Here is a 22,275-nt window from a genome sequence, read left to right as displayed (position 1 = left end):
AAACGCTCTCTATTATGTGGAGCCCACGATTATGCTGAGTGCGCGGCCGTTCGATCCGAGACCCGCTTCGTTATCAACAGTTTAGTTCCTGGTGCCCTCTTCCTCACTCCGCATAATCTGAGACCTCCCTTCCTGCCTCGATGGCAACGAAAGGGAGACAACGAATGGCCGAGTCGAGTGAGAGTCACCGCCACGGGCAGCGCTGCATGGACGCGGGCGATCTCGCCCCGCTGGTGACGGAGTTCGCACGACACCTGACGGGGTTGGGGCATGCGAGCTTGACGGTGAGCGGCTATGACGCCGCAGCCCGTCACCTCGCGCAATGGCTGACGCTGGCCAAGATCGCAGTCGCCGACATCGATGATGGTGTCACCGATCGGTTCGCTCGGCATCGCTGTCGATGCCCCGGCATCCGTCGCGAGAAGGGCGTGTCCGAGAAGTACGTGAGGCGGGTGCGCCGGTTCGTCGAGTTTCTCGGCGAGTGCGGGATCGTCCAGCGCAAGCCGAAGCTCGCATCACCGACGCTCGACCGGCGTGTGGTCGAGTTCCAGGACTGGCTGCGACAGCATCGCGGCGTCACAGAGCTGACAATAGATCGACACGGTCGCATGGTCATGCGGCTGCTCCCGGCGCTTGGCATCAGGCCGCGAAGTTGGAATGCCCAGCTCATTCGCAACGTGATCATTGCAGAGACGAAACGGGTCTCGCTCGCCTATGTGAAGACGATGACAATGGCGCTGAGAGGATTTTTGCGGTTCCTCAGCGCGCGGGGGTTGTGCCGAGCGGGACTCGATCAGGCCGTGCCAATCATTCCGCAGTGGCGCTTGTCGTCGCTGCCGCGATACATCGGCTCGTCAGATGTCGAGGTGTTGATTGCAACGTGCGATCAGACCACGGCGACTGGCATGCGTGATCGGGCGATCCTGCTGCTGTTGGCGCGACTGGGTTTGCGGGCCGGCGACATTCTTTCTCTTCGTCTCACCGATATTGATTGGCAACAAGCGACGCTGTCGGTTCGCGGCAAGGGGCGCCGGGAAACAAGATTACCATTGCCGCAAGACGCCGGTGATGCCGTGCTTGCTTATCTGGATCAAGCCCGGCCGCACGTCGTCGATGGTCGAATCTTCTTCATGTCGAATGCACCAATCCGGCCACTGACAAGGTCGAGTGCAGTCTCTGACGTTGTGCGTTGTGCAATACGAAAGGCCGGCATCACCACTCCGTCGAATGGGGCCAACCTGCTTCGACACTCGGCCGCGACGGCCATGCTGCGAGGCGGCGCGACGCTCGACACGGTTGGTGCCGTGCTGCGCCACCGTTCGCCGGACATGACCGCGCACTATGCCAAAGTCGACGTGACGATGCTGCTGCAGATCGCGCAGCCCTGGCCGGGAGATGCGTGATGCTGAGTCAACATCTTGCCAAATATGTGGACCAGCAGCAGTCGCTGGGGTTCGAGTTCCGCGTCCAGCAAATCCTGCTGAGGGGCTACGTCGGCTTCGCCGAAGAGCACGGCGACCGGCACATCAGAAATGCCCGGGTCCTGGCATGGGCCGCACGTGCGCCGTCACCGGAGCAGCGCCGCAACCGGTTGCTTACCGTGCGGCGGTTCGCGCTGGCGATGCACGCCGAGAATCCGCGCCATCAGGTTCCGGCGGCGGATGCACTCGGCCACGCCGTCGTCAAGCGGCGACCGCCGTATATCTATAGTGCGGACGAGATCGCACGATTGCTTCGCGCTGCGGCGGCACTCCGGCCGGCGGGCTCGATCAGACCGACCATGTACGCAACGCTCTTCGGCCTGCTCACCGCTACCGGCATGCGGATCGCAGAAGCATTGGCGCTGCAGATCGACGATGTGACTGTCGATGGGCTCGTCGTCCGGCAGACCAAGTTCCAGAAGAGCCGGCTGTTGCCGCTTCACGCAACAGCTCGGCTGGCGCTCGACAGATATCTGGTCGCCCGGCGGTCGCTGACCACCACAGATCGCCCTCTCTTCGTATCGGTTGCTGGGCAGTCGCTGCCCTACAACACCGTGCGACGCATCTTCCTGCAGCTCCTCGATAGAACCAATCTCAGGGGCGCGTACTCGGGGCGAGATCCGCGCATCCACGATCTGCGCCACACCTTCGCGGTCCGCTCGCTAGAGCAGTGCCGCCACGATCGTGCTGCGGTCGCCCGCCATATCGTGGCGCTCAGCACCTACCTCGGCCACGCCCACGTGACCGACACCTATTGGTACTTGCAGGCGACACCGGTCCTGATGGGCCAGATCGCCGAGGCCGGCGAGGCATTGCTGATTGGAGGTGCCGCATGACCGCGCTCGCCCCCTATCTGAGCAGCTTCCTGCGCGAGCACCTGCCCAAAGAACGCCGGGCGAGCCAACATACCTGCGAGGCTTACGCGCAGAGCTTCCAGCTACTGCTTCAATTTGCCGCCGGCCGGCTCAAGCTCAAGCCATCGAAGATCGAGATCGAACGGCTCGACGCGCCGCTGATCTTGGCATTCCTGGAGCATCTAGAGAAGCAGCGCGGCAACTCGGCGCGAACCCGCAATGCTCGGCTCGCTGCGATAAACTCGTTCTTCCGTTATCTGGAATACAGGGTGCCATCCAGCCTCGACCAATCACGTCGGATCCATGCGATCCCGATGAAGAAGACCGATCAGGCGCTCGTCGGCTATCTCACCCGTGACGAGCTGCAGGCTCTGTTAGACGCGCCAGACGCGAGCACCCCGTCCGGCATCCGTGATCGAGCCATGCTGCATCTGGCCTTCGCCGCAGGCATGCGCGTGTCGGAGCTGGTCGGTCTCCGGCTCGATCAGATCGACCGCCAGACCATGTCCAGCGTGCACATCATGGGCAAGGGCCGACGTGAACGTGTCTTGCCGCTCTGGAAGGAGACGGCCGCAGCTGTGAAGGCTTGGCTTAAAGCGCGCCCAGTCAGCGGCGCTCCTGAGTTGTTCTGCAACGCCCGTGCACAGGCGATGACCCGCTCAGGCTTTGAATACATCCTGAGCAAGCATGTCGCCACCGCCGCTCGCAGAGCACCGTCGATCGCCGGCAAAGGCGTCAGTCCGCACGTGCTGCGCCATACCTGCGCCATGCATACGCTTCAGGCGACCCGGGACGTCCGGAAAGTCTCGCTATGGCTCGGACACGCCAGCCTGCAAAGCACTGAGGTCTACCTTCGCGCCGATCCGACGGAGAAGCTCGAAGCGCTCGCCGCCATGACGCCGCCGATGCTGTCGCCCGGCCGCTTCCGGGCGCCCGACAAGCTCCTGGCCATGCTGAGCGCGGCCGGACGCAAGCGGAATTATGCGGAGTGAGACATACGAGAAAACCGCGGCGGGCAGCAACTTCCCGCCGCGCACTCAGCATAATCGTGGGCTCCACATAATTTCTGAAGTCCACAGGTTGGGTCGCAACGTAAATCGTGAGGCCCGCGGCTGGCGTCAGCATGAACGCGTCCGTCGCAGAGCCATGAACACGTCACTTAGCACCGCAAGGCCAGGCGTCCCGCGTACCTCTACCCGTGCACCCTGGAACTCGACCGTAACAACAGCTGCTTCCGCCGATACGGAGGGCTCCGCAGCCGCGGGTAGCGACGATTCCGACACCAAAGGCACAAACGATAAGGTATCCGCCGAAGCCGGCAGCACCAACTGGCCCAAACGCGCTCGGCGCCGCCAGTCATGCACCTGCTGGGGCCGGCAGCCATGGCGGCGGGCGACATCTGCGACAATCGCGCCCGGCTCGACGCTTTCCGCGGCAATCTGTGCCTTCAAATCGTCCGGCCAGCGCTTTCGACCTGCACCAGTATACACTTCGATACGCGGCGACGGTCGTCTTATGTCGTCCGAATGGTCGTCCATTGTGAGCACCCTTGCAGAAGATGACTCTTCTAACGGTGCTCCCAAGACCGCGCACAAACAATCTGAACGGCCGCGGCGCTACGCTTACTATCCGCTGGTAGTGACCAATCATCAACTGCGGCCTGAATCACGTCACCGCCAGTGCTCGTCCTGGCCATCGGCGAGAAGTATGTCATCACCGCGACCTCCGTCGCGAAGCACATTGCATACATTGAAGAGGTGCGACCGGTCACGACTGGTCTCGACGAGCCGCGACAGGTCGCGACAACAGTCGCCACAGAACTAGAAGTTGATCCTCCGAAGGCTAGTCGCGCAACCACCGACGACCAGTCGCGACAGGTCGCGACTAGCCCCGACGAGTCGCGCTACGTCGCACGCCTTGAAGGTGAACTTGAGTTTTTGCGTGGACAGGTCGTGGTCAAGGATAAGCAGATAGGGGAGTTGACCGAACGTGCTCGAGAGACAAATCACCTGATCGCGGGGCTTCAGAAAATGCTCACGCCGTTGTTGGGCGCGCCGAGCGCAGACTTCATTCGCGACATCCGAACCGGAACGGGAGAGTAGGGGATAAACAGCCACGCAGCCCGCACATAGCGTATAATTTCAGGCATGGATCCGCGCCCGATCGGCGACATACTCAAATAGCGCAACATCATCCTGAATGGCGCGGATTTGGCGTCGATGATGGGCTTCACGCAGGTACCGAACTTCCTTCTCAAATCTAAGAAGCTCAGCCCCGGCGACAAGATGACATCCGCCATGCTGCTTTCATACGCTTGGCAGAACGACTACTGCTTTCCCGGACAACGCCGTCTTGCCGATAGGCTTGAGGAGCGAAGTGTCCGTCGAAACCTCAAGGCCCTAGAAGCAAATGGGCTGCTCACGATCCAGAGACGAGGCCTCGGCAAAACGAACATCTATGAACTGAATCTCACGGTGACTTCCGATGTCCGGTCCAGACTGGACAAAAATGTCCGGTCCAGAATGGTACGATAGGTCCGCTCTGGCGCAGACAAAAATGTCCGCTCCTCTATTAATGAGACCCAATGAATGAGACCCATATTAAGAATACGCAGTAGGGGAATGCATTTTTAAAATAAAGGCGAAGCTCCAGGGGGCGGCGCGCATAGCTCTATGCTAGGTTTGATCGACTCTCCCAAACTCCAAATTCGGGGAAAGCGCGCATGACGCCGGAACAGTTCCAAGCACTATACCCTCACGTAATCGGTTGGATTCATCAAACACTACAAGCACATTCGAACGAAGTAAGGGTCGTAAGTTCGCTTGGATTCCCGAGACTGTCGCAATACTTCAGCGGAAATCTCTTATCGTCGACCAAGGTCGCCGTCGTCGAACGGGTTCCGATGCCGCCACTATCATCTTTAGGACTCAGCCAGTTCGCCGAATTCGAAAACGGCGATTACGACGGTATTACGTACCTGGACACATTCTTCGTAAAGCGTCGCTCTGCGTCGAGTGAGCGGCTCCACTTTCATGAATTAGTCCATGTTGTGCAGTGGCGATTGCTTGGTCCTGAAAGGTTTCTCGCGACGTACGCCGATGGATTGCAGAAACATGGGTATCGCCAAAGTCCGCTAGAGGCCATGGCTCACACCGCCGAGGACGTATTTTGTCAGTCCAACGAGAACTTTAATGCGGAGAAGCTAGTTGCGGACGAGCTGGATCGAATGTCAAGGGGCGTTTAGCGAAACGCGTGCACGATCGGGGACATCGCCGCAATGGCACCGTCAATCTCTTCGTCTGCCTCGATGTGAACAGGCCCTGGCGCAAGGTCAAGGTCACCGAGCGGCCGAAGACTACGCCCAACGCATGCGCGAACTCGTCGATGTCCATTATCCCGATGCCGCGTGCATCCGCGTCGTGCAGGACAACCTGTCGACCCACTCGGCCGGCGCCCTCTATGAGGCATTCCCGCCCGCCGAGGCCAAACGCATTCTGCGCCGCCTCGAGTTCCACTACACCCCCAAACACGCCAGCTGGCTCAACATGGTAGATATCGAGATCGGCGTCCTGCGCGGCCAATGCCTGGACCGCCGTATCGATGATTCCGGCCGCCTCATCAGCTAAATTGCCGCTTGGGAGCAGCAACGCAACGGCGCCGGTGCACGCATCAAATGGATGTTCACAACCGAAAAAGCCCGCGCCAAAATGAGCCACGCCTATCCCATCACGCCCAAAGAGTCATAATCACTGTGCCGAGGTACTAGCCGCGCATCCGTTTACAGCGATGGATAAGCGCGGGAACCGATGCTATTTAAGTCAGTAGCGCCAATGGTTGGGCTACCGCGACCGCCCGTTCTCAGGTTTTCGCTTTGACCAGCCGCCGATGTTGAGGCAGCAGGGAAAGACTGTGCTAAACGGCGACCACCCGCTCGTCCTCCCGGTGACATGCCTACCCAGCAGACTCGCAAAATCTCAAGCAGAACGTCTACATGGCTTGAGCAACTGCTGATCGTCATTTCCGCAGAGCGCATTGCACGAGATTAGAATAACGAACTTGAAAAAGGGCAAGCAAAAAAAGACCCCGGCTTTTTTCTGCCGGGGATCTCACTTCAGACAAAGTTGGATCAGAAGTCCATGCCGCCCATGCCGCCGCCCGGAGGCATCGCCGGGCCGGCGCCGCCCTTCTTGGGCAGCTCGGCGACCATGGCTTCCGTGGTGATCAAGAGAGCCGCAACCGAGGCTGCGTTCTGGATCGCGGTACGGACCACCTTGGTCGGATCGATGATGCCCTTGGAGACCAGGTTGCCATATTCGCCGGTCTGCGAGTCGAAGCCGTAGGCGTATTGATCCTTCTCGAGGATCTTGCCGACGATCACCGAGCCGTCCTCGCCCGCGTTGATCGCGATCTGGCGGGCCGGCGCGGAGAGCGCCTTGCGCACGATCTCGACGCCGGTCTTCTGGTCGTCGTTCTTGGTGCGCAGGCCCTTGAGCTGCTCGGAGGCACGGAGCAGGGCGACGCCGCCGCCCGGGACGATGCCTTCCTCGACAGCCGCACGGGTCGCATGCATCGCGTCATCTACGCGGTCCTTGCGCTCCTTCACCTCGACCTCGGTCGCGCCGCCGACGCGGATCACGGCGACGCCGCCCGCGAGCTTGGCGAGACGCTCCTGAAGCTTCTCACGATCGTAGTCCGAGGTGGTCTCCTCGATCTGCGCCTTGATCTGCGACACGCGCGCCTCGATGTCGGCCTTCTTGCCGGCGCCGTTGACGATCGTGGTGTTCTCCTTGTCGATCATCACCTTCTTGGCGCGACCGAGCATGTTGAGCGTGACGTTCTCGAGCTTGATGCCGAGATCTTCCGAGATCGCCTGGCCGCCGGTCAGGATCGCGATGTCCTGCAGCATGGCCTTGCGGCGGTCGCCGAAGCCCGGCGCCTTGACGGCCGCGACCTTCAGGCCGCCGCGGAGACGGTTGACGACGAGGGTGGCCAGCGCTTCGCCTTCGACGTCTTCGGCGATAATCACAAGCGGCTTGCCGGTCTGCACCACGGCCTCGAGCAGCGGCAGCAGCTCGTTCAGCGAGGAGAGCTTCTTCTCGTTGATGAGGATGTAGGCGTCGTCCATCTCAACGCGCATCTTGTCGGCGTTGGTGACGAAGTAGGGCGAGATGTAGCCGCGGTCGAACTGCATGCCCTCGACGACGTCGAGCTCGGTCTCGAGTGACTTGGCTTCCTCGACGGTGATGACACCCTCGTTGCCGACCTTCTTCATGGCGTCGGAGATGAACGTGCCGATCTCCGCATCGCCATTGGCCGAAATCGTGCCGACCTGGGCGATTTCCTCGTTCGAGGTGACCTTCTTGGAGTTCTTGACGAGGTCGGCGACCACGGCTTCCACAGCCATGTCGATACCGCGCTTCAGATCCATCGGGTTCATGCCGGCGGCGACCGACTTGGCGCCTTCACGGACGATCGCAGCCGCGAGCACGGTTGCGGTGGTGGTGCCGTCGCCGGCCGCATCAGCGGACTTGGAGGCGACTTCGCGCACCATCTGCGCGCCCATGTTCTCGAACTTGTCCTCGAGCTCGATCTCCTTGGCGACGGTGACGCCGTCCTTGGTGATGCGGGGAGCGCCGAACGACTTGTCGAGCACGACGTTGCGGCCCTTCGGACCGAGCGTCACCTTGACCGCGTTGTTGAGAATTTCGACGCCGCGCAGTATGCGGTCGCGCGCGTCTACGCCGAACTTGACTTCTTTGGCTGACATGTGGGTTTTCCTGAATATTTTACTTGGTCTCACCCATGGCGACGCCCAGCAGGCGCTCCTCAGGATGAGCGGTGCGAGCGATGGTTTAAGCGGCCTTCTTTTTGGCGGACGCGTCCGTGAGAACGCCCAGGATGTCGCTCTCCTTCATGATCAACAGCTCCTGGCCGTCGATCTTGACCTCGGTGCCGGACCACTTGCCGAACAGCACGCGGTCGCCGACCTTCAGGTCGATCGGGATCAGCTTGCCGGCCTCGTCACGGCCACCGGGCCCGACGGCGATGACTTCGCCCTGGGACGGCTTTTCCTTGGCAGTGTCGGGAATGATAATGCCGCCAGCGGTCTTTTCTTCTGCGTCGATGCGCTTGACCACGACGCGGTCGTGAAGCGGACGGAATTCCATGCAGATCTCCTAAGCATTTACACTAGCTGATGATTTGACGATTGCTAGCAATCATTGCCCGCGAGTGCCAACGCGGGCGCAGCTGAAATAGGACTGACTTCTGAGGGAACAAGGGTTTGTAGCCGGAAAATCGGCTGGTCGCGCGGGATCTCTGTGGGGCTTACCCAGATCACCTCTTCGAGTTTGCCGCCGAGGACCCGACCTTCTTCTGAGTGAGTTTGTACGTCTCTCGACCTGATGTCGCCGACCAGTTCAATTCCCCTGCCGCGTTGACCTTAAATTCGAGATGGGCGATCGATTCCATGAAACCTGCGATGCTGGAGCAGGCTGAATGGGTGGAACGGACGGGTAGTTGGCGGATTCCTCGTTTGCGGTCGGCGAAACGAGGAGCTGTATCATGGCTGGATGGCGGCGAGCGGTCGAGTTGGCGATGACCGACGAAGAGATAGCAACATTGGCGGCGCTTTCGCGGTCGAGAACTGAACTGGCGAGCCGGGTGTCGCGGGCGCAGATGCTGCTGGCGTATCGCGAGAATCCTTCGTTTTGCGCAGTGGGCCAAAGACTTGGAGTCCATCATCAGACCGTGCAGCGCTGTGTCGAGCGAGCGCTGGCCGATGGCCCGCTGGCCGCCCTCGACGATCGCCCGCGACCCGGCAGGGAACCAACCATCACGCCTGAGGCCAAAGCCTGGTTGGTGTCGTTGGCGTGTGACAAGGCGAAGGACCACGGCTATCCACATGAGTTGTGGACGACGCGGTTGTTGGCGCGCCATGCGCGCGAACACGGGGCGGCGGCAGGGCATGCATGCTTGGCCAATTTGGTCCAGGGAACGGTGTGCAAGATCCTCGGCAAGGAGGAAATCAAGCCGCACAAGGTGCGCTACTAACTTGAAAATCGCGATGCTGAGTTCGAACGGAAGATGGCCGAGGTCCTGTGCGTCTATCGTGATAGTCGCAGTTCTGAAAAAAGCCCCTGCCAAGTCGAAGAGACGGGGAAAGCCGATGGCGATCGTGTCGTGCGACGAAAAGCCGGGAATCCAGGCCATCGCAACGACGGCGCCGGATTTCGCCCGAACCCGGCATCCACGCCAGCTTTGCGCGCGACCACGAATATAAACGGCACGGCACGAGCTCAGCCTGTTGGCTGGGATTGATCTGCTCACCGGCAAGGTCCACGCTCTCGTCAGAGACTGCCACCGCAGCCGCGAGTTCATCAAACTCCTCAGACTTCTTGACGCCGTTTATCCGAGGAGCACCACGATCAAGTTGATCCTCGACAATCATTCCGCGCACATCTCGAGAGAAACCAGAGCCTGGCTCGCTACCCGACCAAGCGGGCGCTTCGAGTTCACCTTCCCAAGCACGGATCGTGGCTCAACCTCATCGAGGGCTTCTTCTCCAAGTTCGCTCGTTCGGTCCTGCGCCACATCCGGGTCGCCTCAAAACATGAGCTCGGCCGATATACATCTCGTTGTTCAAGATCCCGTTGCAACGCTTGGTGTTGCCACTGATGGTACTGAAGCCCCAATTGCCGCCGCCGGGCGCCGCGATGCCGTCCCTATTTAGCTCAACAGAGATCCGCTTCGCCGACTTGCCAACGACATAGTCGCGAAAGATACGGCGAACCACCTCAGCTTCCTCAGAATTAATCATGCGATACGCCACGTATCGGCTCGCCGCTTTCATTGAATTGCTTCACAACACCATAGCCATAGGAGTTGCCACCACCAGATTTGCCAAGCGCAACGCGTCCGGCGCTGGCCTCGGCGCGTTTTGTCGGCGAGGTCCTTGAGGAAGAGGGCGTTCATCCTGCCCTTGAGGCCGACATGCAGTGCGTAACCTCACCCTCGGATAGAGTGACGATCTTTACGTTGGCATAGGCCATGCGCTTGAACACGCCAGCGATGTCTTCCTGATCTCGTGAGAGACGATCCATCGCCTCCGCCAGCACCACTTGAAACCGCCCGCGCAAGGCGTCGGTAATAAGCGCTTGGACGCCGGCACGCAGAAGCGACGCACCGGAAATCGCGTGGATCGGACGGCTTCTGGTCCTCGCGTGCCGAATCGCATTTTCGCGTCTTGCGAAAACTTGCGCGCTTCGGCTTGATTGGAAACTAACTGCGTCATCAGATCATGCCAAATTTACGACATAGGCAGTGCGGCAACTCGGTCGGATTTATTACTCATTTAGATAGTTGTCGCACGTCGATCATGCGTGCTGTTGCTTGGACTGTGATTTCGAAGTGGTCCGTCTGCATGATATCTACGATGTTGCGCGGTCTATGCGCTACGACGTTGATACCGGTGCGACGCCGTAGGCTGTCGTAAAGCAGCCCCGCGCCACCTGACGCGCGAATATCCTCGCCAAGCTTCTGCGAAGCATCATAACGTTCGCTCGCATACACGTCGGGGCGTAGTTGCTGCCCTGTGATGTCGAGATAATCCCCGAGCAGCGTGGCGGTGTATGCCCTGTAAGTCCGGCTCATCGTGGCCACGTTGCGAGCAGCCGCTTCGCGACGCAGGTGATGACCGACCTCGGCAGCCGCCGTGCGAATATCATCGGCCGCATACCAGGCGCCAAGCTCCGGCCCGTTGAACCTCATTCCGCCGGGAGCGACGTGGAGAAAGGCTGCCATGACGATGCTGGAGTTGGGTGCACCATATACCCATTCGCGCGGCGGTAGCCGATCGATACGTTCGGCCACCAGACGGTCGTTCGTCCAACCGACGAGCTCCATCACCGCTGAAAGATCGGCCGCCGTCGCGACCGTATCGAACAGCCCGATGGGAGGAAATTGTGAGGGGATTAGGCGATGGGCGGGCTGCGGCGAGGGTGCGAAAACGTCCGTCACCGGAAGACGATCTCCTTGTCATCGTAAGGCGTGAAGGCCTCGTCTATCGTGTTCGGCTGCATGTAGAGGCCGCCACGTGCGCCGTCGAGGAAACGACGCACCGAGAGCAACCCATCTTGAGAGCCATTGGTGATGAGGTCGAGCGGCGGATGTCCACCGAAGACGACCTCGTTATGTGGACTCCGCAGCCAGTCAACGCCGAGCCGCTCCTGGGGAAAGAGGATCCCCAGCGCTTGGTGGATACCGAATACCGCTGAAATGCGCGTGAGAACGTCCACATCAAGGGTGAAAGCGCCGTGCTCCCGCGCCTGCTTGCACCAGTTATGGTAAGTAGACCGGGATGGATACCCCAGGACCAGGAGGCGCTGATCTTCCGTCAATCCCCACAGATCCGCGATAGCGAGGAAGGTCCGTAAAGCTGGGGCGCTGAGCCGCCTTCGGTTGGCCGGAGCAAATCGTGTCTTATCAAGACGCTGAGGGCCTTCTACTGCCTCGAGTGGGTTCGGCTTACGTTTGTTTAACATAGGTTGTTCCATTGTCAAAATTGGATATAGTCCAAATCCGGACAAATTGCAAGCCGTTGGCTTTGGGTTCCAGCTTGGCCATGATTGGTCCATGGTCAGCCTGGGCCTGCCGCAAAACGACGCCGTTCTCGTCCAACAAGTTGTCAGTTCGCTTGAAAACTACTTTTAATTGAGTCGAGTACGAGTGGTTCATCGAGAACAACAACGATGGCGATGAAATTTTCATTTTCGGCTTCAGCCGCGGCGTATTTACAGCGAGAGCGCTAGCTGGATTGATCGCCATCGATGGCATCCTGAAAGCAGGCTCACCTATCGGCGTCTCCGAACTGGTTGACCGCTACAAGAAGGGAAACGAGCAAAGCATCTGGAAGCTGAAGGAGATCGAGGCGTCGGGAGACACCAGCAAGCTGACTGACCAGGAAAAGTGGCTGCTTAAATATTCCAAGGCAGCAACCCGGCCTGCTGCGCAGAATCAACACACCAGCGGGAAGTCGTTCTCCATGATTCGTGCAGGGAAAATGCATTCTCGAAAACCTAACGAAGATAAGCTGCGCTCCAACGAATGAAAAGGCACGCACTGCAGCAGGGCTGTGATGCAGGATGCGCCTCAGCGTCTGCCGGGTCGGCGTAGGTCCTTGATGTGAGTTGTGGGGCTGCGGGAGGGCGGACCGTCGCTGCCCTTGTCAAAAGGCTATTCTGGTTGCGGAAGCAGAAGCGCTGGCGCCACTGCTCCTGTCCGGCACCACCGGGTACTCAAGTCGAATTCTGGCGCCTGTCGCGCCAAGCCGTTGGAGAAAGAAGATTGACAGACTTTTTTGAGATTGATTTTTTAGATGTTGAAGCGAAGAGCAGCGGTGATGCCATTTGCATCCGCTATGAGTTGAACAGTCAGACGTTCATTCACGTGGTCGATGGAGGTTACCAGTCGACTGGCGAGAAGGTCATCAATTTCCTGAACAAGTACTATGGGAGTCCGAAACGGATCGACCATGTTGTTGCGACCCACAATGACGGCGACCACGCCGGAGGTCTCCAGCGAGTCCTGGAAGACTGTGAGGTCGGCGTGCTCTGGATGCTGCGACCTTGGGTCTTTGCCGCTGAGCTTCTTCCTCGATTCAAGCGCTTCACAACAGCCGATGGACTGGAGAAGGCGCTAAGGGAAGCTTACTCGAATCTAGCCGCTCTCGAAGAGATCGCCTTACGAAAGAATATCCCTATCTATGCGCCATTTCAGGGTAGCACGATTGGCGCTTTCCGGGTGATGGCTCCGACACGTTCGCGCTTTCTGGATCTGATTGTCTCCTCGGATAAGACCCCCCAGGAGAAAGGGCTGCTCGAAATGGCACGCGACGCGGTTGTTCGTGTGGCCAAAGAGGCGGCCGCGCTTGCCAAAGCCGCTTGGGGCGACGAATATTTTCCGGCGGGCGAGACGAGCAACGAAAATGAGATGAGCGTCGTTCAGTATGCCTATCTCAATGGATGCAAAATCCTGCTCACCGCCGATACCGGACGCACCGGGCTCAAAGAAGTCATCGATTATGCGCCGTTGGCCGGACTGACCTTGCCTGGCATCGATCGATTTCAGGTTCCTCACCACGGTGGACGCCACAACGTTTCGACCGACTTGCTGGATCAACTATTGGGTGAAAAGAAGGCGGCACAGGGCGGGAAGACGACCTTCACCGCCGTGATAAGCGCGGCCGAGGCCGATGAGGATCATCCCCGCAAATCCGTTGTCCGCGCTATGCACCATCGTGGTGCACATGTCATCTCAACCGAAGGATCCAACAAGCGGACCTCCAAGAATGCTCCGCAGCGCGATGACTACAGCGCCGCAGATTGTCTGCCGTATCCGGACGAACAGGAAGACTGAGACCTTGTTGCGTTCACCTGAGAGAGCGGCGGAGCCAGCCCGGTCGCGCTGGTGTTCGTTTCTGTCGAAGACAGCGAGCACGTCCCTCGCTTGTTCTGCGCCGTTTCCAGAAGCCGTTTCCAGAACAAGTCGACCCAAATGAGCACAAACGATGATTAAAAAAGAGTCGAAGGAGAAATTGAAGGAGCAAAACACTTCCCCATTGATGACGATCCTCGTTGTCAATTTTGCAATCTTCGCCCTTGCGCTCAAGACGGACCAGTTCCTAGCGGCCGAATACGAGGAACTGCTCAAGCATTGGCAGGCGCTCATACCTGCTGGACTGGGAGCCGTGCTTATCAGCGTGATCAACGGTGTGCTCGATGTTCAAACCAAGGCCAGACTGGTGTTTTGGCGTTGGCACGATCCTTTGCCGGGATGTCGGGCGTTCTCTTACTATCTTCATCGCGATCCGCGGATCGACGTTACGACGCTGAAGACAAAAGTCGGACCGTTTCCAGCAACTCCGACCGAGCAGAATGCTCTTTGGTACAGGCTTTACAAGTCGGTAGAGGAGGATCCGCGCGTCCTACACGTTCATCGCCTTTTTCTGCTGACGCGCGACTATGCCGGCATCGCTTTCATGCTTCTGATCGTCTTTGGCGGAACCGGTGTTGTTGCGATGCAGACTTACAAGACAGCGCTACTCTATCTGACAGTTCTCCTGGCCCAGTTTGTAGCGAGCGGAATGGCTGCAAGGAATTATGGCATTCGCTTTATAGATACCGTGCTTGCTCTAAAGGCGGCAAGCTGAATCTCAGAAGTGATTGCACCGACAACATCCGCCGACCTCCGAAAGCGCTTCTTGAAGCGATTGGTCGACGAGGTTGCCCGAGCCGCAATGCGTGCTTCATCATATAGAGCCGCGTCTGCCGTCGGGAACGGATTGGCATCCAGCGCGTCCGCGTGACTTCCCCATGAATATGCCTGCAGGTCCACAAGAGAGTCGTCCCACATGCTGTGGAATGTTGATGGCCTGCTGTGTGCCGTCCCATTGGAGCCTTTGGCGTGAAGCACGACATACAATTTGTTGCCGCCTTCATCGCCGCTCCGCTCGCTCACATGCAGCGGCTGCTCCAGATCTCCGGCAAGATGGACAACGAGATTTTTAGCGCCCGCAACCTGTTGTCTTTGGAGCTCGACTTGTCTTTCAGGGCTGCGATGGCTGCCGGGAAGCCTTTAACGATGCAGGAGCCTTGTCTGCCCACGTGCTTGCAATAGATTCCGGCGTCATAAGTCGAACGCTCGACATCGATATCAACGAAATGCCACCGAACGTGTTCTTTCCTTCTGCTGTGAATTTGTAGTCATGTCGAGATCGCGGCCAGAGAGCTGTCCCCGATCAGCACTTGAGCTGGGCTTGTGCGCCAGGACTCAGGTGCCGCTGCGCCAGTTCCGCGATAACGGAATGACCCAGTTGCCTCCAGGCTGGCGCCGAGGAGTTGCTGGCCACGGTACAGATCGGAACGTCAGCCTGAGCAGCATCACGAGCCATTCGCAAGATCCTGGATTGGATGACGTTGCTTACAGCAGACAGCATGACGCTAGGGCACATTGACCAGCGGCATGGGCGCGGTCGGGCGCGGGATGAAAGCACTTTGGTGCTGGCCGCGAGCCGCCAACATAATCACGAAAGCCGTGAGAACGATCAGGAGTCCACGCATATCGATAGATCACTCGCAGAGCTGTAACGCAACTATGAAAGGGCTCATCTCAGGTGTGTCGGATCAATAAATTGCAAAGCGCCAAAATCATAGCATTTGCTCTTGGGGCAAGAAACCAGGTCCTTTATGCCGAAAACGTGCGTCCGGTCCTCGTTAGCGACAGAAATACCGCGGCGGATTTCAATCGTAGGATCAATCGCTGGATGCCTTCGTTCTTGGCCTTCCGTTGGCTTGCGTCACTTATCACGAGTTCACCGAAAGGGCCGCGCGTGTAGACGTCCAAGAGTTCTCAACGCCCGCCTGCGCGACGAACTTCTCAATGAGACGCTATTCACCTCGCTCGCGCAGGCTCGAGCCGTGCTGGCAAGCTGGAAAGACGACTACAACAACTCCCGGCAGCACAGTGCGCTGGGCAACCTCACACCGACCGAATACGCCAACCGCAGCGATCCTGGGCCGCAACGGGGGGGAGACGCTGCGCTATGCAGAGGGCTCCGCGCCCCGCCCCGTTGCTCCACCAGGCCGATGGGCTCAAATGTCACCGGGACGCTCCCCATTGCTGATGAAGCGAGGGGCTCAGACCATTAGCTCACGATCCCAAGGGAAACTACCATACGCGCGTGAATATATCTGCGCCCTTCAACTTGCTAGGCTTACCGTTCTTATCAACGTAGAACAGCATCCATGACGCAGGCATTTGAGAACCGTTGGTTTTTCCGACCCAGCGAGTAAAGGAATTGCATTGGGCAAAAGTAACAACAAAATACAAGCCAGTTGGACCAATAGCTCCGGATGCAGGATATGGAATGCCCTGGCAGGCAAATCCTTGAGCATGATTTGTGAAGGTCCCTTGTATTGCCCCGTTATTGGCGGACCAGATAAACAGTTCCGAACCCCGTTCGTTCTTCCAGTATGAAGGAGCAGAGAGCTCCTGCGCCATAACCTCGCCGGAACGAAAGAAAAATTGAGCGATAAGCAAAAGTCCCAGAAATCTCTTCATATTGAAACCCCAAAGAGGTCGCTTAAACGGTGCAACGTAGATCGTGTGCTCGGCTGATACAGCGGCTTAGGCAGTTTTTTCTCTTTCCAAAAATCCTTCGACCAAACCGTACGTCAGCTCGATCGCGCCCGTCGTTCCATTCACTTGCAGCAGACTTTTGGTGAAGCTCAAGGCGAGTCGCCTCATCCTTACCTTACGTTCGGCGTCGGGATGCGGCCTATATGCGCCAAATCGCGCCGGATCGCGGCGAAGTCGGGCTATTGTCGCGCGCCCGTGCCGCCTGTCATCCAAGCAGATGCTCGGCTATTTTGAAGTGCGGCGCGTCCAAAGTTGCATGGAGTGGGGCACCCCGTTTTAGGAGCACCGAGTCCACTCATCGCGAATAGGCGCACAGCGGACACCTACGTCGCTGTGCCAAAGACGGCTAGGAGACGCCGACTCAATTCTTTCGGAGGTACGACGTTGTTCCCGCACCGGCAATTGCAGCAATCGCGGCGACACACACTCGATACGTCGCCGACTTGAATTGAGGTTCGCAAGAGCTGCGTTAGGTTTCCAAGACCGTAAAACTAGGAAATGAGGAGTTTTCAATTTAGGATCGCTGTCACCGGGGCTGGACTACATTCATTCACGATTCGCATTTTGAACCCGCAGGGCCGCCCGCGGTATTGTCGGCGGCCTTTTTCGGCCGGTTCGCCGGTGGCAGCGCCAGCGCGCGCTCCGCCGGTCCTATTTGTCGTACATGGGCCCGTTTATGAATGTTCTTGCAGCACAGCATCGCGTCGATCGGCTTGCCGCCCCAATGACGAGACAGCCGGACTGCGCTGCACGTGCAGCTATGCTTTCAGTTCTTAGAGTGGGGCGCTTTGTTGGTCGCACAATCGCGGCCGCTTCATGGCGGTTGCGTTTTGTCGCGATCACCTGGCGGGCATGGCGCAGTGCCCACACTGTGCCCCGACTTTTTTCGGGCACACGGAAAGGGAATGTAAGCCATAAGTGACTGAGATCAAAGGGCGAATGGTGGGCGCACAAGGGATCGAACCTTGGACCTCTCCCGTGTGAAGGGAACGCTCTCCCGCTGAGCTATGCGCCCGGGACCATCATGCAGACGGCCGGACTTGGGCCGGCCGGTACTCGGAGCCCGCGATTTAGAAGTGCGAGCCACTTGTGTCAAGTTTTGCGGCGCCCCGAGGCGGCAAAACCTTGCCCAGATCACGCAATTCGCAAGGGAAACCGGATTTGGGCTTGCTCACGCGCCCTGCTGGCGGGCGCGAGAGGCGTGGGCCTGGAGCGCGCGGATGCGCTCGGCGAGCGTTCCGCCGCCCTCCGGCAGGGTGCCTGCGGCCGCGCCATTCGCCGCGGTGCCATTGGCCGGGCGCGAGACCTGCTTCGGAGGCTGGCCCGCCTCGGCCGCAAGCAGCGCCTCGATCGGCGAGTTCGGGCCTTCGAGCTGCATCGCGAGTTTTGCCACCTCGGCGGCGATGTCGTTGATGCGCTCGCGCAGCAATGCGTTCTCCATCCGCTCGGTAGCCCAGGAGCTTTCCGCCTGCTGCTGGATCGCATTGATGTCGCGCTGCAGCTTGGCGCGCTCGTCGCGTGCGCTCTTGAGCTGCTCCTCCAGCGCGGTCTTCTCCGCACGGAGCGCTTCGAGCGCAGCCGACGACTTGCCGCCGCTCAGCGCGGCGATCTCGACGCGCAATTCCTTGATGGTGCGCTCATTGCCGTCATTGGCCTGGCGGAGCTGGTTGTTCTCATAGTCGCGCTCGGCGAGCAGCTTGCCTTGGGTGGCGAGCCGCGCTTCGAGGTCGGCGACGCGGCCGGACAGCATCTCGGCCTCCTTGACCTGCACGATGAGCTGGCGATCGAGCTCAGTGACACGCTGGCTCAGATTCTCGACACGGCCGCGCGCATCCGCAAGTTCGCGCGAGGCGGTCTCGGATTCGGTGCGCTCCTGCGCCAGCCGCGCTTGCGTCGCGGCAAACTCCTTCTCGGCATCGCCGACGCGGTTCTTCAATTCCTCGATCTGCGCCCGCACCGCGAGGAGTTCGACCTGGCGGCTCTCCGCCATCATCGAACGGTCGGACAGCTCGGAATTGATTTTTGCGAGTTCGCCCTGCTTGGCGCTCAGGGCCTGTTCGGCGCCGCGCAACGCCTCGGTCTTGGCGTTGAACTCCTCTTCGGTGGCGCGCAGTTGCTCCTTCACCGCCTTCTCGCGCGCCTCGAGTGCGAAGATCGTGGCGTTCTTCTCGCCGAGCTCGATCTTCATGCGGTTGATGGCGTCGCTCTTCTTGCCGAGCTCGGCGAGCTGGCTCGTGGTCTTGTTCTTGAGCTGGTCGACACTCATTTCGAGCCGCCGCGCCGACATGGCGAATTCGGCGCGGAGCTGGTCCTTGTCGGCCTGGATCTCCGCCATCGACAACGGCGTCGCAGCCTCCAGCCGCCGCGTGGTCAGGCGCACAGCGCGGTTATGCACCAGCGGCACGATCGCAAGCCCGCACAGCATCGAAAGCAGGAAACCGATCGCCAGGTACATGATCGGTTCGACCATCGGCCAGAACTCCCACAGCTAAGGAAAAATTTACCAACGACCATGCCATGGCGGGCCGGCAAAAAGCCAGCCCCGCTCCGTCGTTAACCTTGATCCGTAACCAGACGGGAGCAGGAAGTCCTAGAACGGGTTCCAGGTCGCGCGCGGGGTATATTTGAGATAGCCGATATTGGCTCCCAGCCGCAGGCCGATGCCCGAGCGGATCGGCACCAGCACGATGTTGTTGGCGGTGAGCGCCGTCATGCCGAAGCCGCCGATGATATAGGCCGAGCCGTCGAGGCCGGCGAAGCGCTGGTAGATCGCATTGGTGGCGGGCAGGTTATAGACCAGCGTCATGGTCCGCGCGCCGTCGCCGCCCCAGTCGAAGCCAAGCGAGGGGCCTTGCCAGTAGACGCGCAGGTCGCCGGCGTTCTTGGTGTAGAGCGTGCCTTCGCCATAGCGCAGGCCGGCGACGAAGGCGCCGGAGCCTTCCTCGCCCAGGATATAGCCGTTCGGCAGACCCCACTGGCTGACTGCCTTCTCGATGATCGAGGCGAGCCCGCGCGAGACGTTGCCGAAGAAGCGGTGGCCGGCGTTCACCAGTTCGTCCGGTCCATAGGTGCTCGGCGTCGGGGTCCGCTGCGGCGGCGGCAGGTCGGGCGGCGGCGCCTGCTGGGCTGAAGCCGGGGCGATCCAGCCAACCAGCGCGGCAAGCGCGACCGCAGCAAGGCGTGATGCGAAAGTCATAAAAGAACCCCTGGTATCGAATCCGGTCGCTTCCTTAACCTGACGCCAACAGGCACGGCCCTAGGTTGCGCCGAATGTCCCCTCGACTCGGATGTTATCCGCAGCAACTATGACGGCACAACGGCAGGAAGATAGCCCTTTGCGCCCCGGAATCGCCTTGATCAGCCCTCTGGTCTGCCTGCTAACGGGCATTTGGATCGCCTTCGCCGTGGTGTCGGCAGAAGCCGCCACCACCGAGCGGATCGTCGTCAACCGCTTCAGCGGCGTGGCCATCGAGGGCTTCGACCCCGTGGCCTATTTCGTCGACGGCGGCGCCGAGCCGGGCACGGCGGAGTTCGAGGCCAACCTGCGGGGGGCGGTCTGGCGCTTTCGGAACGAGGGCAACCGGGCCTCCTTCCTGGCCCACCCCGAGATCTACGGGCCGCAATTCGGCGGCTATGATCCGGCCGATATCGCTCGCGGCGTGGCCAACGCCGGCAATCCCCGCTTCTTCGTGATCGCGGCGCAGCGGCTTTACCTGTTCAGCCGCGAAGCCAATCGCGACGCCTTCGCTGCCAATCCGGAGCGCTTTCTCTATGAAGTGGGCAAGCGCTGGCCGGCGATGCAGGACAAGCTCAGCCAGTAGGTCTTGCGACCTCAGAGTCTTGCCACTTCAGAATCTTGCCGCCTGCGGGTCGCCCCACGCGATGAACTCCGGGATGATGAAACCGGTATCGCCGCGTTCGCCGAATTTGAGCTCGCCACCCTTGCCGTCGGTCACCCGGCCGCCGGCCGCGGTCACGACCGCGCAGCCCGCTCCGACGTCCCATTCCGACGTCGGTCCGAAGCGGGGATAGATGTCGGCGCTGCCCTCCGCGATGCGGCCGAACTTCACGGCAGAGCCGACCGTCTTTCGCACCGCATTGGGCCGGCTGTCGATGAACACCTCGCTCCTCGGATCGCCGTGCGAGCGGCTCACCGCCGCGATCCAGGTCTCGCCCGGTTTCGGCAGCGCGCGGGTATGGATCGGTTCGGCGGCGCCCATGATAGCGCCGTCAAATGCTACACGCTCGGCGCCATGGCCGACGATGCCGCGCCAGAGCAGCCCGAGTGCGGGCGCGGCGACGATGCCGAGCACCGGCACGCCGCGGGTCACCAGGGCGAGGTTGACGGTGAACTCGTCGCGGCCGGCGACGAACTCCTTGGTGCCGTCGAGGGGATCGATCAGGAAGAAGCTGTCGCGAAACGGCGGGCAGGCGAGCTGGGTCCGTTCCTCGGAGAGCGTCGGCACGTCGCCTGCAAGCCGGGCCAGGCCATCCGCAATGATGCGGTCGGCGGCGAGGTCGGCCTCGGTGACCGGCGAGCCGTCCTGCTTGCCGTCGACCCGCATCGCCGCCCGGTTGACCGCGAGGATTGCTTCGCCCGCCTTCACCACCAGCGCCGTCAGCGGCTCCATCAATTGGGAGGCGGCTTTGCCGTCGATGATCCTCACCTGCATGCCTCATTCATCGGCAAGTCTCGCTCTCTCGGTTGATTCGCCATCGGATCGCTATTGATGCGCCCTGGGCTTATTGCCGCTTCGAACCTATCGCAAGCTAGCTGCGACCGGCTTGCGAATGTTAGAACCGCGGCCACTCGTCAAGCATGCGTGATTCGCCGCGTCCGCACCGTGCAATTCCAGGAACCCTCCAGGACCCCTTTATGTCTGACGCTTCGTCACCCGCTACTGTTACTGCTCCCGATATGCTCGAACTCGCGGCGCTGCTGTGCTCGCGGGTTTGCCATGATCTCATCAGCCCTGTCGGCGCCATCGTCAACGGGCTCGAGGTGCTGGACGACGATCCCAAGCCCGAGGACCGCGAGTTCGCGCTCGACCTGATTCGCAAGAGCGCCAAGACGGCCTCCGCTCGCCTCCAGTTCTGCCGTCTCGCCTTCGGCGCAGCCGGCTCCTCCGGTGCGCAGATCGATCTCGGCGATGCGCAGACCATGGCGCGCGGCCATATCGAGGACGGCAAGTGCACGATCACCTGGAATTTGCCGCGGCTGCTGCTGCCGAAGAATCGCGTCAAGCTGCTGCTCAACATGCTGGTCGTCGCCCAGCACACGATTCCGCGCGGCGGCATGCTAACGATCGATCCGATCGGCGAGGGTGAAACCATGAGCTTTCGCATCACGGCGAAAGGCCACAATGCGCGGCTGCCGCAGAACATCGCCGAACTCCTGAGCGGCGAGCGCGGGCCTGCAGCAGACGCGCACGCGATCCAACCTTATTATACGAGGCTCCTGGCGCAGGCCTGCGGACTGACCGTGCGGCTCGCGCCGGAAGGCGAAGCCATCACCGTTACCGCTTCGTAAACGCGCCGCCGCTCTTAAGACGTTAATCGAATCTTTATGAGGCGCTTCGGCTTGTCCGGAGCGCCTTATCTCTTTGTTGGTTCCGTTCTTTTGCACATACTCAACCAATATTAAACGCTTTGCAGTGAAGCTGGCCCCATTCTGCAAGGCGCATCACGCGGCGTGCGCGCCCTCCCTGTATGAAGGCCTGTTTTCATGGATGATCTGTTGCGGG

26 protein-coding genes, 1 tRNA gene and 2 pseudogenes are annotated in these 22,275 nt (G+C 60.2%); 15 read left to right on the top strand and 14 right to left on the bottom strand.

What is annotated here, in order from left to right; genetic code table 11:
• Window positions 1-284 precede the first annotated feature (284 nt).
• Genes FXV83_RS00550 through FXV83_RS00540 form a run of 3 tightly spaced genes read left to right on the top strand, consistent with a single transcriptional unit; the run spans window position 285 to window position 3,327 of the window.
• A complete protein-coding gene (locus tag FXV83_RS00550; RefSeq protein WP_235939266.1) occupies window positions 285-1,403 on the top strand; it encodes a tyrosine-type recombinase/integrase in 1,119 nt (372 codons plus the stop codon).
• On the top strand, window positions 1,403-2,317 hold the full coding sequence (locus FXV83_RS00545) for a tyrosine-type recombinase/integrase (RefSeq protein ID WP_148736734.1): 915 nt from the start codon (window positions 1,403-1,405) through the stop codon (window positions 2,315-2,317). The genes FXV83_RS00550 and FXV83_RS00545 overlap by 1 nt, the downstream gene beginning before the upstream one ends.
• The gene (locus FXV83_RS00540) at window positions 2,314-3,327 is read left to right on the top strand and encodes a tyrosine-type recombinase/integrase (RefSeq protein ID WP_148736732.1); all 1,014 of its coding nucleotides are present in this window, start codon (window positions 2,314-2,316) and stop codon (window positions 3,325-3,327) included. The genes FXV83_RS00545 and FXV83_RS00540 overlap by 4 nt, the downstream gene beginning before the upstream one ends.
• A 126-nt stretch (window positions 3,328-3,453) precedes the next feature.
• Here the strand turns inward: FXV83_RS00540 and tnpA are convergent, their stop codons facing one another.
• Entirely contained in the window at window positions 3,454-3,873 is a 420-nt protein-coding gene (gene tnpA / locus FXV83_RS00535) for an IS66-like element accessory protein TnpA (protein WP_148736730.1), read from the bottom strand.
• Window positions 3,874-4,014: 141 nt separating this feature from the next.
• On the opposite strand from tnpA, the gene FXV83_RS00530 reads away from it, so the two are divergent.
• The 4 genes and pseudogenes from FXV83_RS00530 to FXV83_RS00515 form a co-directional block, all read left to right on the top strand.
• Window positions 4,015-4,437, top strand: a complete 423-nt coding sequence (locus tag FXV83_RS00530; protein ID WP_148736728.1) for a hypothetical protein — start codon at window positions 4,015-4,017, stop codon at window positions 4,435-4,437.
• Between the two features lie 117 nt (window positions 4,438-4,554).
• Window positions 4,555-4,869, top strand: a complete 315-nt coding sequence (locus tag FXV83_RS00525; protein ID WP_148736726.1) for a helix-turn-helix domain-containing protein — start codon at window positions 4,555-4,557, stop codon at window positions 4,867-4,869.
• A 188-nt stretch (window positions 4,870-5,057) separates the two neighbouring features.
• A complete protein-coding gene (locus tag FXV83_RS00520) occupies window positions 5,058-5,579 on the top strand; it encodes a hypothetical protein (RefSeq protein WP_148736724.1) in 522 nt (173 codons plus the stop codon).
• An 11-nt stretch (window positions 5,580-5,590) separates the two neighbouring features.
• Window positions 5,591-6,081: pseudogene (locus FXV83_RS00515) on the top strand (transposase); the annotation flags it as partial.
• 380 nt (window positions 6,082-6,461) lie between these two features.
• Here FXV83_RS00515 and groL read toward each other — a convergent pair.
• Complete coding sequence (gene groL / locus FXV83_RS00510; RefSeq protein ID WP_148736722.1) at window positions 6,462-8,102, bottom strand: chaperonin GroEL; 1,641 nt, start codon at window positions 8,100-8,102, stop codon at window positions 6,462-6,464.
• A gap of 85 nt (window positions 8,103-8,187) precedes the next feature.
• Entirely contained in the window at window positions 8,188-8,502 is a 315-nt protein-coding gene (gene groES / locus FXV83_RS00505) for a co-chaperone GroES (RefSeq protein WP_148736721.1), read from the bottom strand.
• 430 nt (window positions 8,503-8,932) lie between these two features.
• On the opposite strand from groES, the gene FXV83_RS00500 reads away from it, so the two are divergent.
• Window positions 8,933-9,388: a helix-turn-helix domain-containing protein gene (locus FXV83_RS00500; protein ID WP_187435557.1), complete on the top strand. Its 456-nt coding sequence runs from the start codon at window positions 8,933-8,935 to the stop codon at window positions 9,386-9,388.
• Window positions 9,389-9,881: 493 nt separating this feature from the next.
• Here the strand turns inward: FXV83_RS00500 and FXV83_RS45325 are convergent, their stop codons facing one another.
• The 5 genes from FXV83_RS45325 to FXV83_RS00480 all read right to left on the bottom strand — a co-directional run bounded on the left by FXV83_RS45325 (window position 9,882) and on the right by FXV83_RS00480 (window position 12,160).
• Window positions 9,882-10,154 (bottom strand): recombinase family protein, encoded by a 273-nt coding sequence (locus FXV83_RS45325; RefSeq protein ID WP_430648920.1) that lies wholly within the window; start codon window positions 10,152-10,154, stop codon window positions 9,882-9,884.
• Window positions 10,155-10,305: 151 nt separating this feature from the next.
• Complete coding sequence (locus FXV83_RS45320) at window positions 10,306-10,536, bottom strand: recombinase family protein (protein WP_430648919.1); 231 nt, start codon at window positions 10,534-10,536, stop codon at window positions 10,306-10,308.
• Between the two features lie 148 nt (window positions 10,537-10,684).
• Entirely contained in the window at window positions 10,685-11,353 is a 669-nt protein-coding gene (locus tag FXV83_RS00490; RefSeq protein ID WP_148736716.1) for an RES family NAD+ phosphorylase, read from the bottom strand.
• Window positions 11,350-11,877, bottom strand: a complete 528-nt coding sequence (locus tag FXV83_RS00485) for an MbcA/ParS/Xre antitoxin family protein (protein WP_148736714.1) — start codon at window positions 11,875-11,877, stop codon at window positions 11,350-11,352. The genes FXV83_RS00490 and FXV83_RS00485 overlap by 4 nt, the downstream gene beginning before the upstream one ends.
• Window positions 11,861-12,160: a hypothetical protein gene (locus tag FXV83_RS00480; protein ID WP_148736712.1), complete on the bottom strand. Its 300-nt coding sequence runs from the start codon at window positions 12,158-12,160 to the stop codon at window positions 11,861-11,863. Before FXV83_RS00480 ends, FXV83_RS00485 begins: the two co-directional genes overlap by 17 nt.
• Here FXV83_RS00480 and FXV83_RS00475 point away from each other — a divergent pair.
• The 3 genes from FXV83_RS00475 to FXV83_RS00465 all read left to right on the top strand — a co-directional run bounded on the left by FXV83_RS00475 (window position 12,069) and on the right by FXV83_RS00465 (window position 14,543).
• A complete protein-coding gene (locus FXV83_RS00475) occupies window positions 12,069-12,443 on the top strand; it encodes a phospholipase effector Tle1 domain-containing protein (RefSeq protein ID WP_148736710.1) in 375 nt (124 codons plus the stop codon). The genes FXV83_RS00480 and FXV83_RS00475 overlap by 92 nt on opposite strands.
• A 236-nt stretch (window positions 12,444-12,679) precedes the next feature.
• Window positions 12,680-13,750 carry a ComEC/Rec2 family competence protein gene (locus FXV83_RS00470; RefSeq protein WP_148736708.1) on the top strand — a complete coding sequence of 357 codons (1,071 nt, stop codon included), beginning with the start codon at window positions 12,680-12,682 and terminating at the stop codon, window positions 13,748-13,750.
• 151 nt (window positions 13,751-13,901) lie between these two features.
• Entirely contained in the window at window positions 13,902-14,543 is a 642-nt protein-coding gene (locus FXV83_RS00465; protein WP_148736706.1) for a hypothetical protein, read from the top strand.
• On the opposite strand, the gene FXV83_RS45315 is transcribed toward FXV83_RS00465, so the two are convergent.
• Window positions 14,492-14,869 (bottom strand): phospholipase C/P1 nuclease family protein, encoded by a 378-nt coding sequence (locus FXV83_RS45315; protein WP_430648918.1) that lies wholly within the window; start codon window positions 14,867-14,869, stop codon window positions 14,492-14,494. The genes FXV83_RS00465 and FXV83_RS45315 overlap by 52 nt on opposite strands.
• Between FXV83_RS45315 and FXV83_RS43755 the strand changes: the two genes are divergently transcribed.
• Window positions 14,798-15,010: a hypothetical protein gene (locus FXV83_RS43755; RefSeq protein WP_235939265.1), complete on the top strand. Its 213-nt coding sequence runs from the start codon at window positions 14,798-14,800 to the stop codon at window positions 15,008-15,010. The genes FXV83_RS45315 and FXV83_RS43755 overlap by 72 nt on opposite strands.
• 734 nt (window positions 15,011-15,744) lie before the next feature.
• Window positions 15,745-15,891, top strand: a pseudogene (locus FXV83_RS43750) (integrase core domain-containing protein); the annotation flags it as partial.
• A gap of 169 nt (window positions 15,892-16,060) precedes the next feature.
• On the opposite strand, the gene FXV83_RS00445 reads toward FXV83_RS43750, so the two are convergent.
• From FXV83_RS00445 to FXV83_RS00430, 4 genes are all read right to left on the bottom strand, one after another.
• Window positions 16,061-16,453, bottom strand: coding sequence for an avidin/streptavidin family protein (locus FXV83_RS00445; RefSeq protein ID WP_148736702.1), 393 nt, complete (start codon window positions 16,451-16,453; stop codon window positions 16,061-16,063).
• A gap of 1,018 nt (window positions 16,454-17,471) precedes the next feature.
• Window positions 17,472-17,546: transfer RNA gene (locus FXV83_RS00440), tRNA-Val, on the bottom strand.
• A gap of 156 nt (window positions 17,547-17,702) precedes the next feature.
• Complete coding sequence (locus FXV83_RS00435; RefSeq protein WP_148736700.1) at window positions 17,703-19,001, bottom strand: coiled-coil domain-containing protein; 1,299 nt, start codon at window positions 18,999-19,001, stop codon at window positions 17,703-17,705.
• A gap of 120 nt (window positions 19,002-19,121) precedes the next feature.
• Window positions 19,122-19,727, bottom strand: coding sequence for a DUF1134 domain-containing protein (locus tag FXV83_RS00430; RefSeq protein ID WP_148736698.1), 606 nt, complete (start codon window positions 19,725-19,727; stop codon window positions 19,122-19,124).
• 139 nt (window positions 19,728-19,866) lie between these two features.
• Here FXV83_RS00430 and FXV83_RS00425 point away from each other — a divergent pair, with 139 nt between their 5' ends.
• A complete protein-coding gene (locus FXV83_RS00425) occupies window positions 19,867-20,352 on the top strand; it encodes a YHS domain-containing (seleno)protein (RefSeq protein WP_148736696.1) in 486 nt (161 codons plus the stop codon).
• 27 nt (window positions 20,353-20,379) lie between these two features.
• Here the strand turns inward: FXV83_RS00425 and FXV83_RS00420 are convergent, their stop codons facing one another.
• Entirely contained in the window at window positions 20,380-21,204 is an 825-nt protein-coding gene (locus FXV83_RS00420; protein ID WP_148736694.1) for a 3'(2'),5'-bisphosphate nucleotidase CysQ family protein, read from the bottom strand.
• A 203-nt stretch (window positions 21,205-21,407) separates the two neighbouring features.
• Here FXV83_RS00420 and chpT point away from each other — a divergent pair, with 203 nt between their 5' ends.
• Window positions 21,408-22,061, top strand: a complete 654-nt coding sequence (chpT, locus tag FXV83_RS00415; RefSeq protein ID WP_148736692.1) for a histidine phosphotransferase ChpT — start codon at window positions 21,408-21,410, stop codon at window positions 22,059-22,061.
• The last annotated feature ends 214 nt before the right edge of the window (window positions 22,062-22,275 follow it).

Source organism: Bradyrhizobium hipponense, assembly GCF_008123965.1.
GTDB classification, from domain to species: Bacteria; Pseudomonadota; Alphaproteobacteria; order Rhizobiales; family Xanthobacteraceae; genus Bradyrhizobium; species Bradyrhizobium hipponense.
Note: the sequence above shows the minus strand (reverse complement) of the source record. Positions and strands in the feature narration are given on the sequence as shown.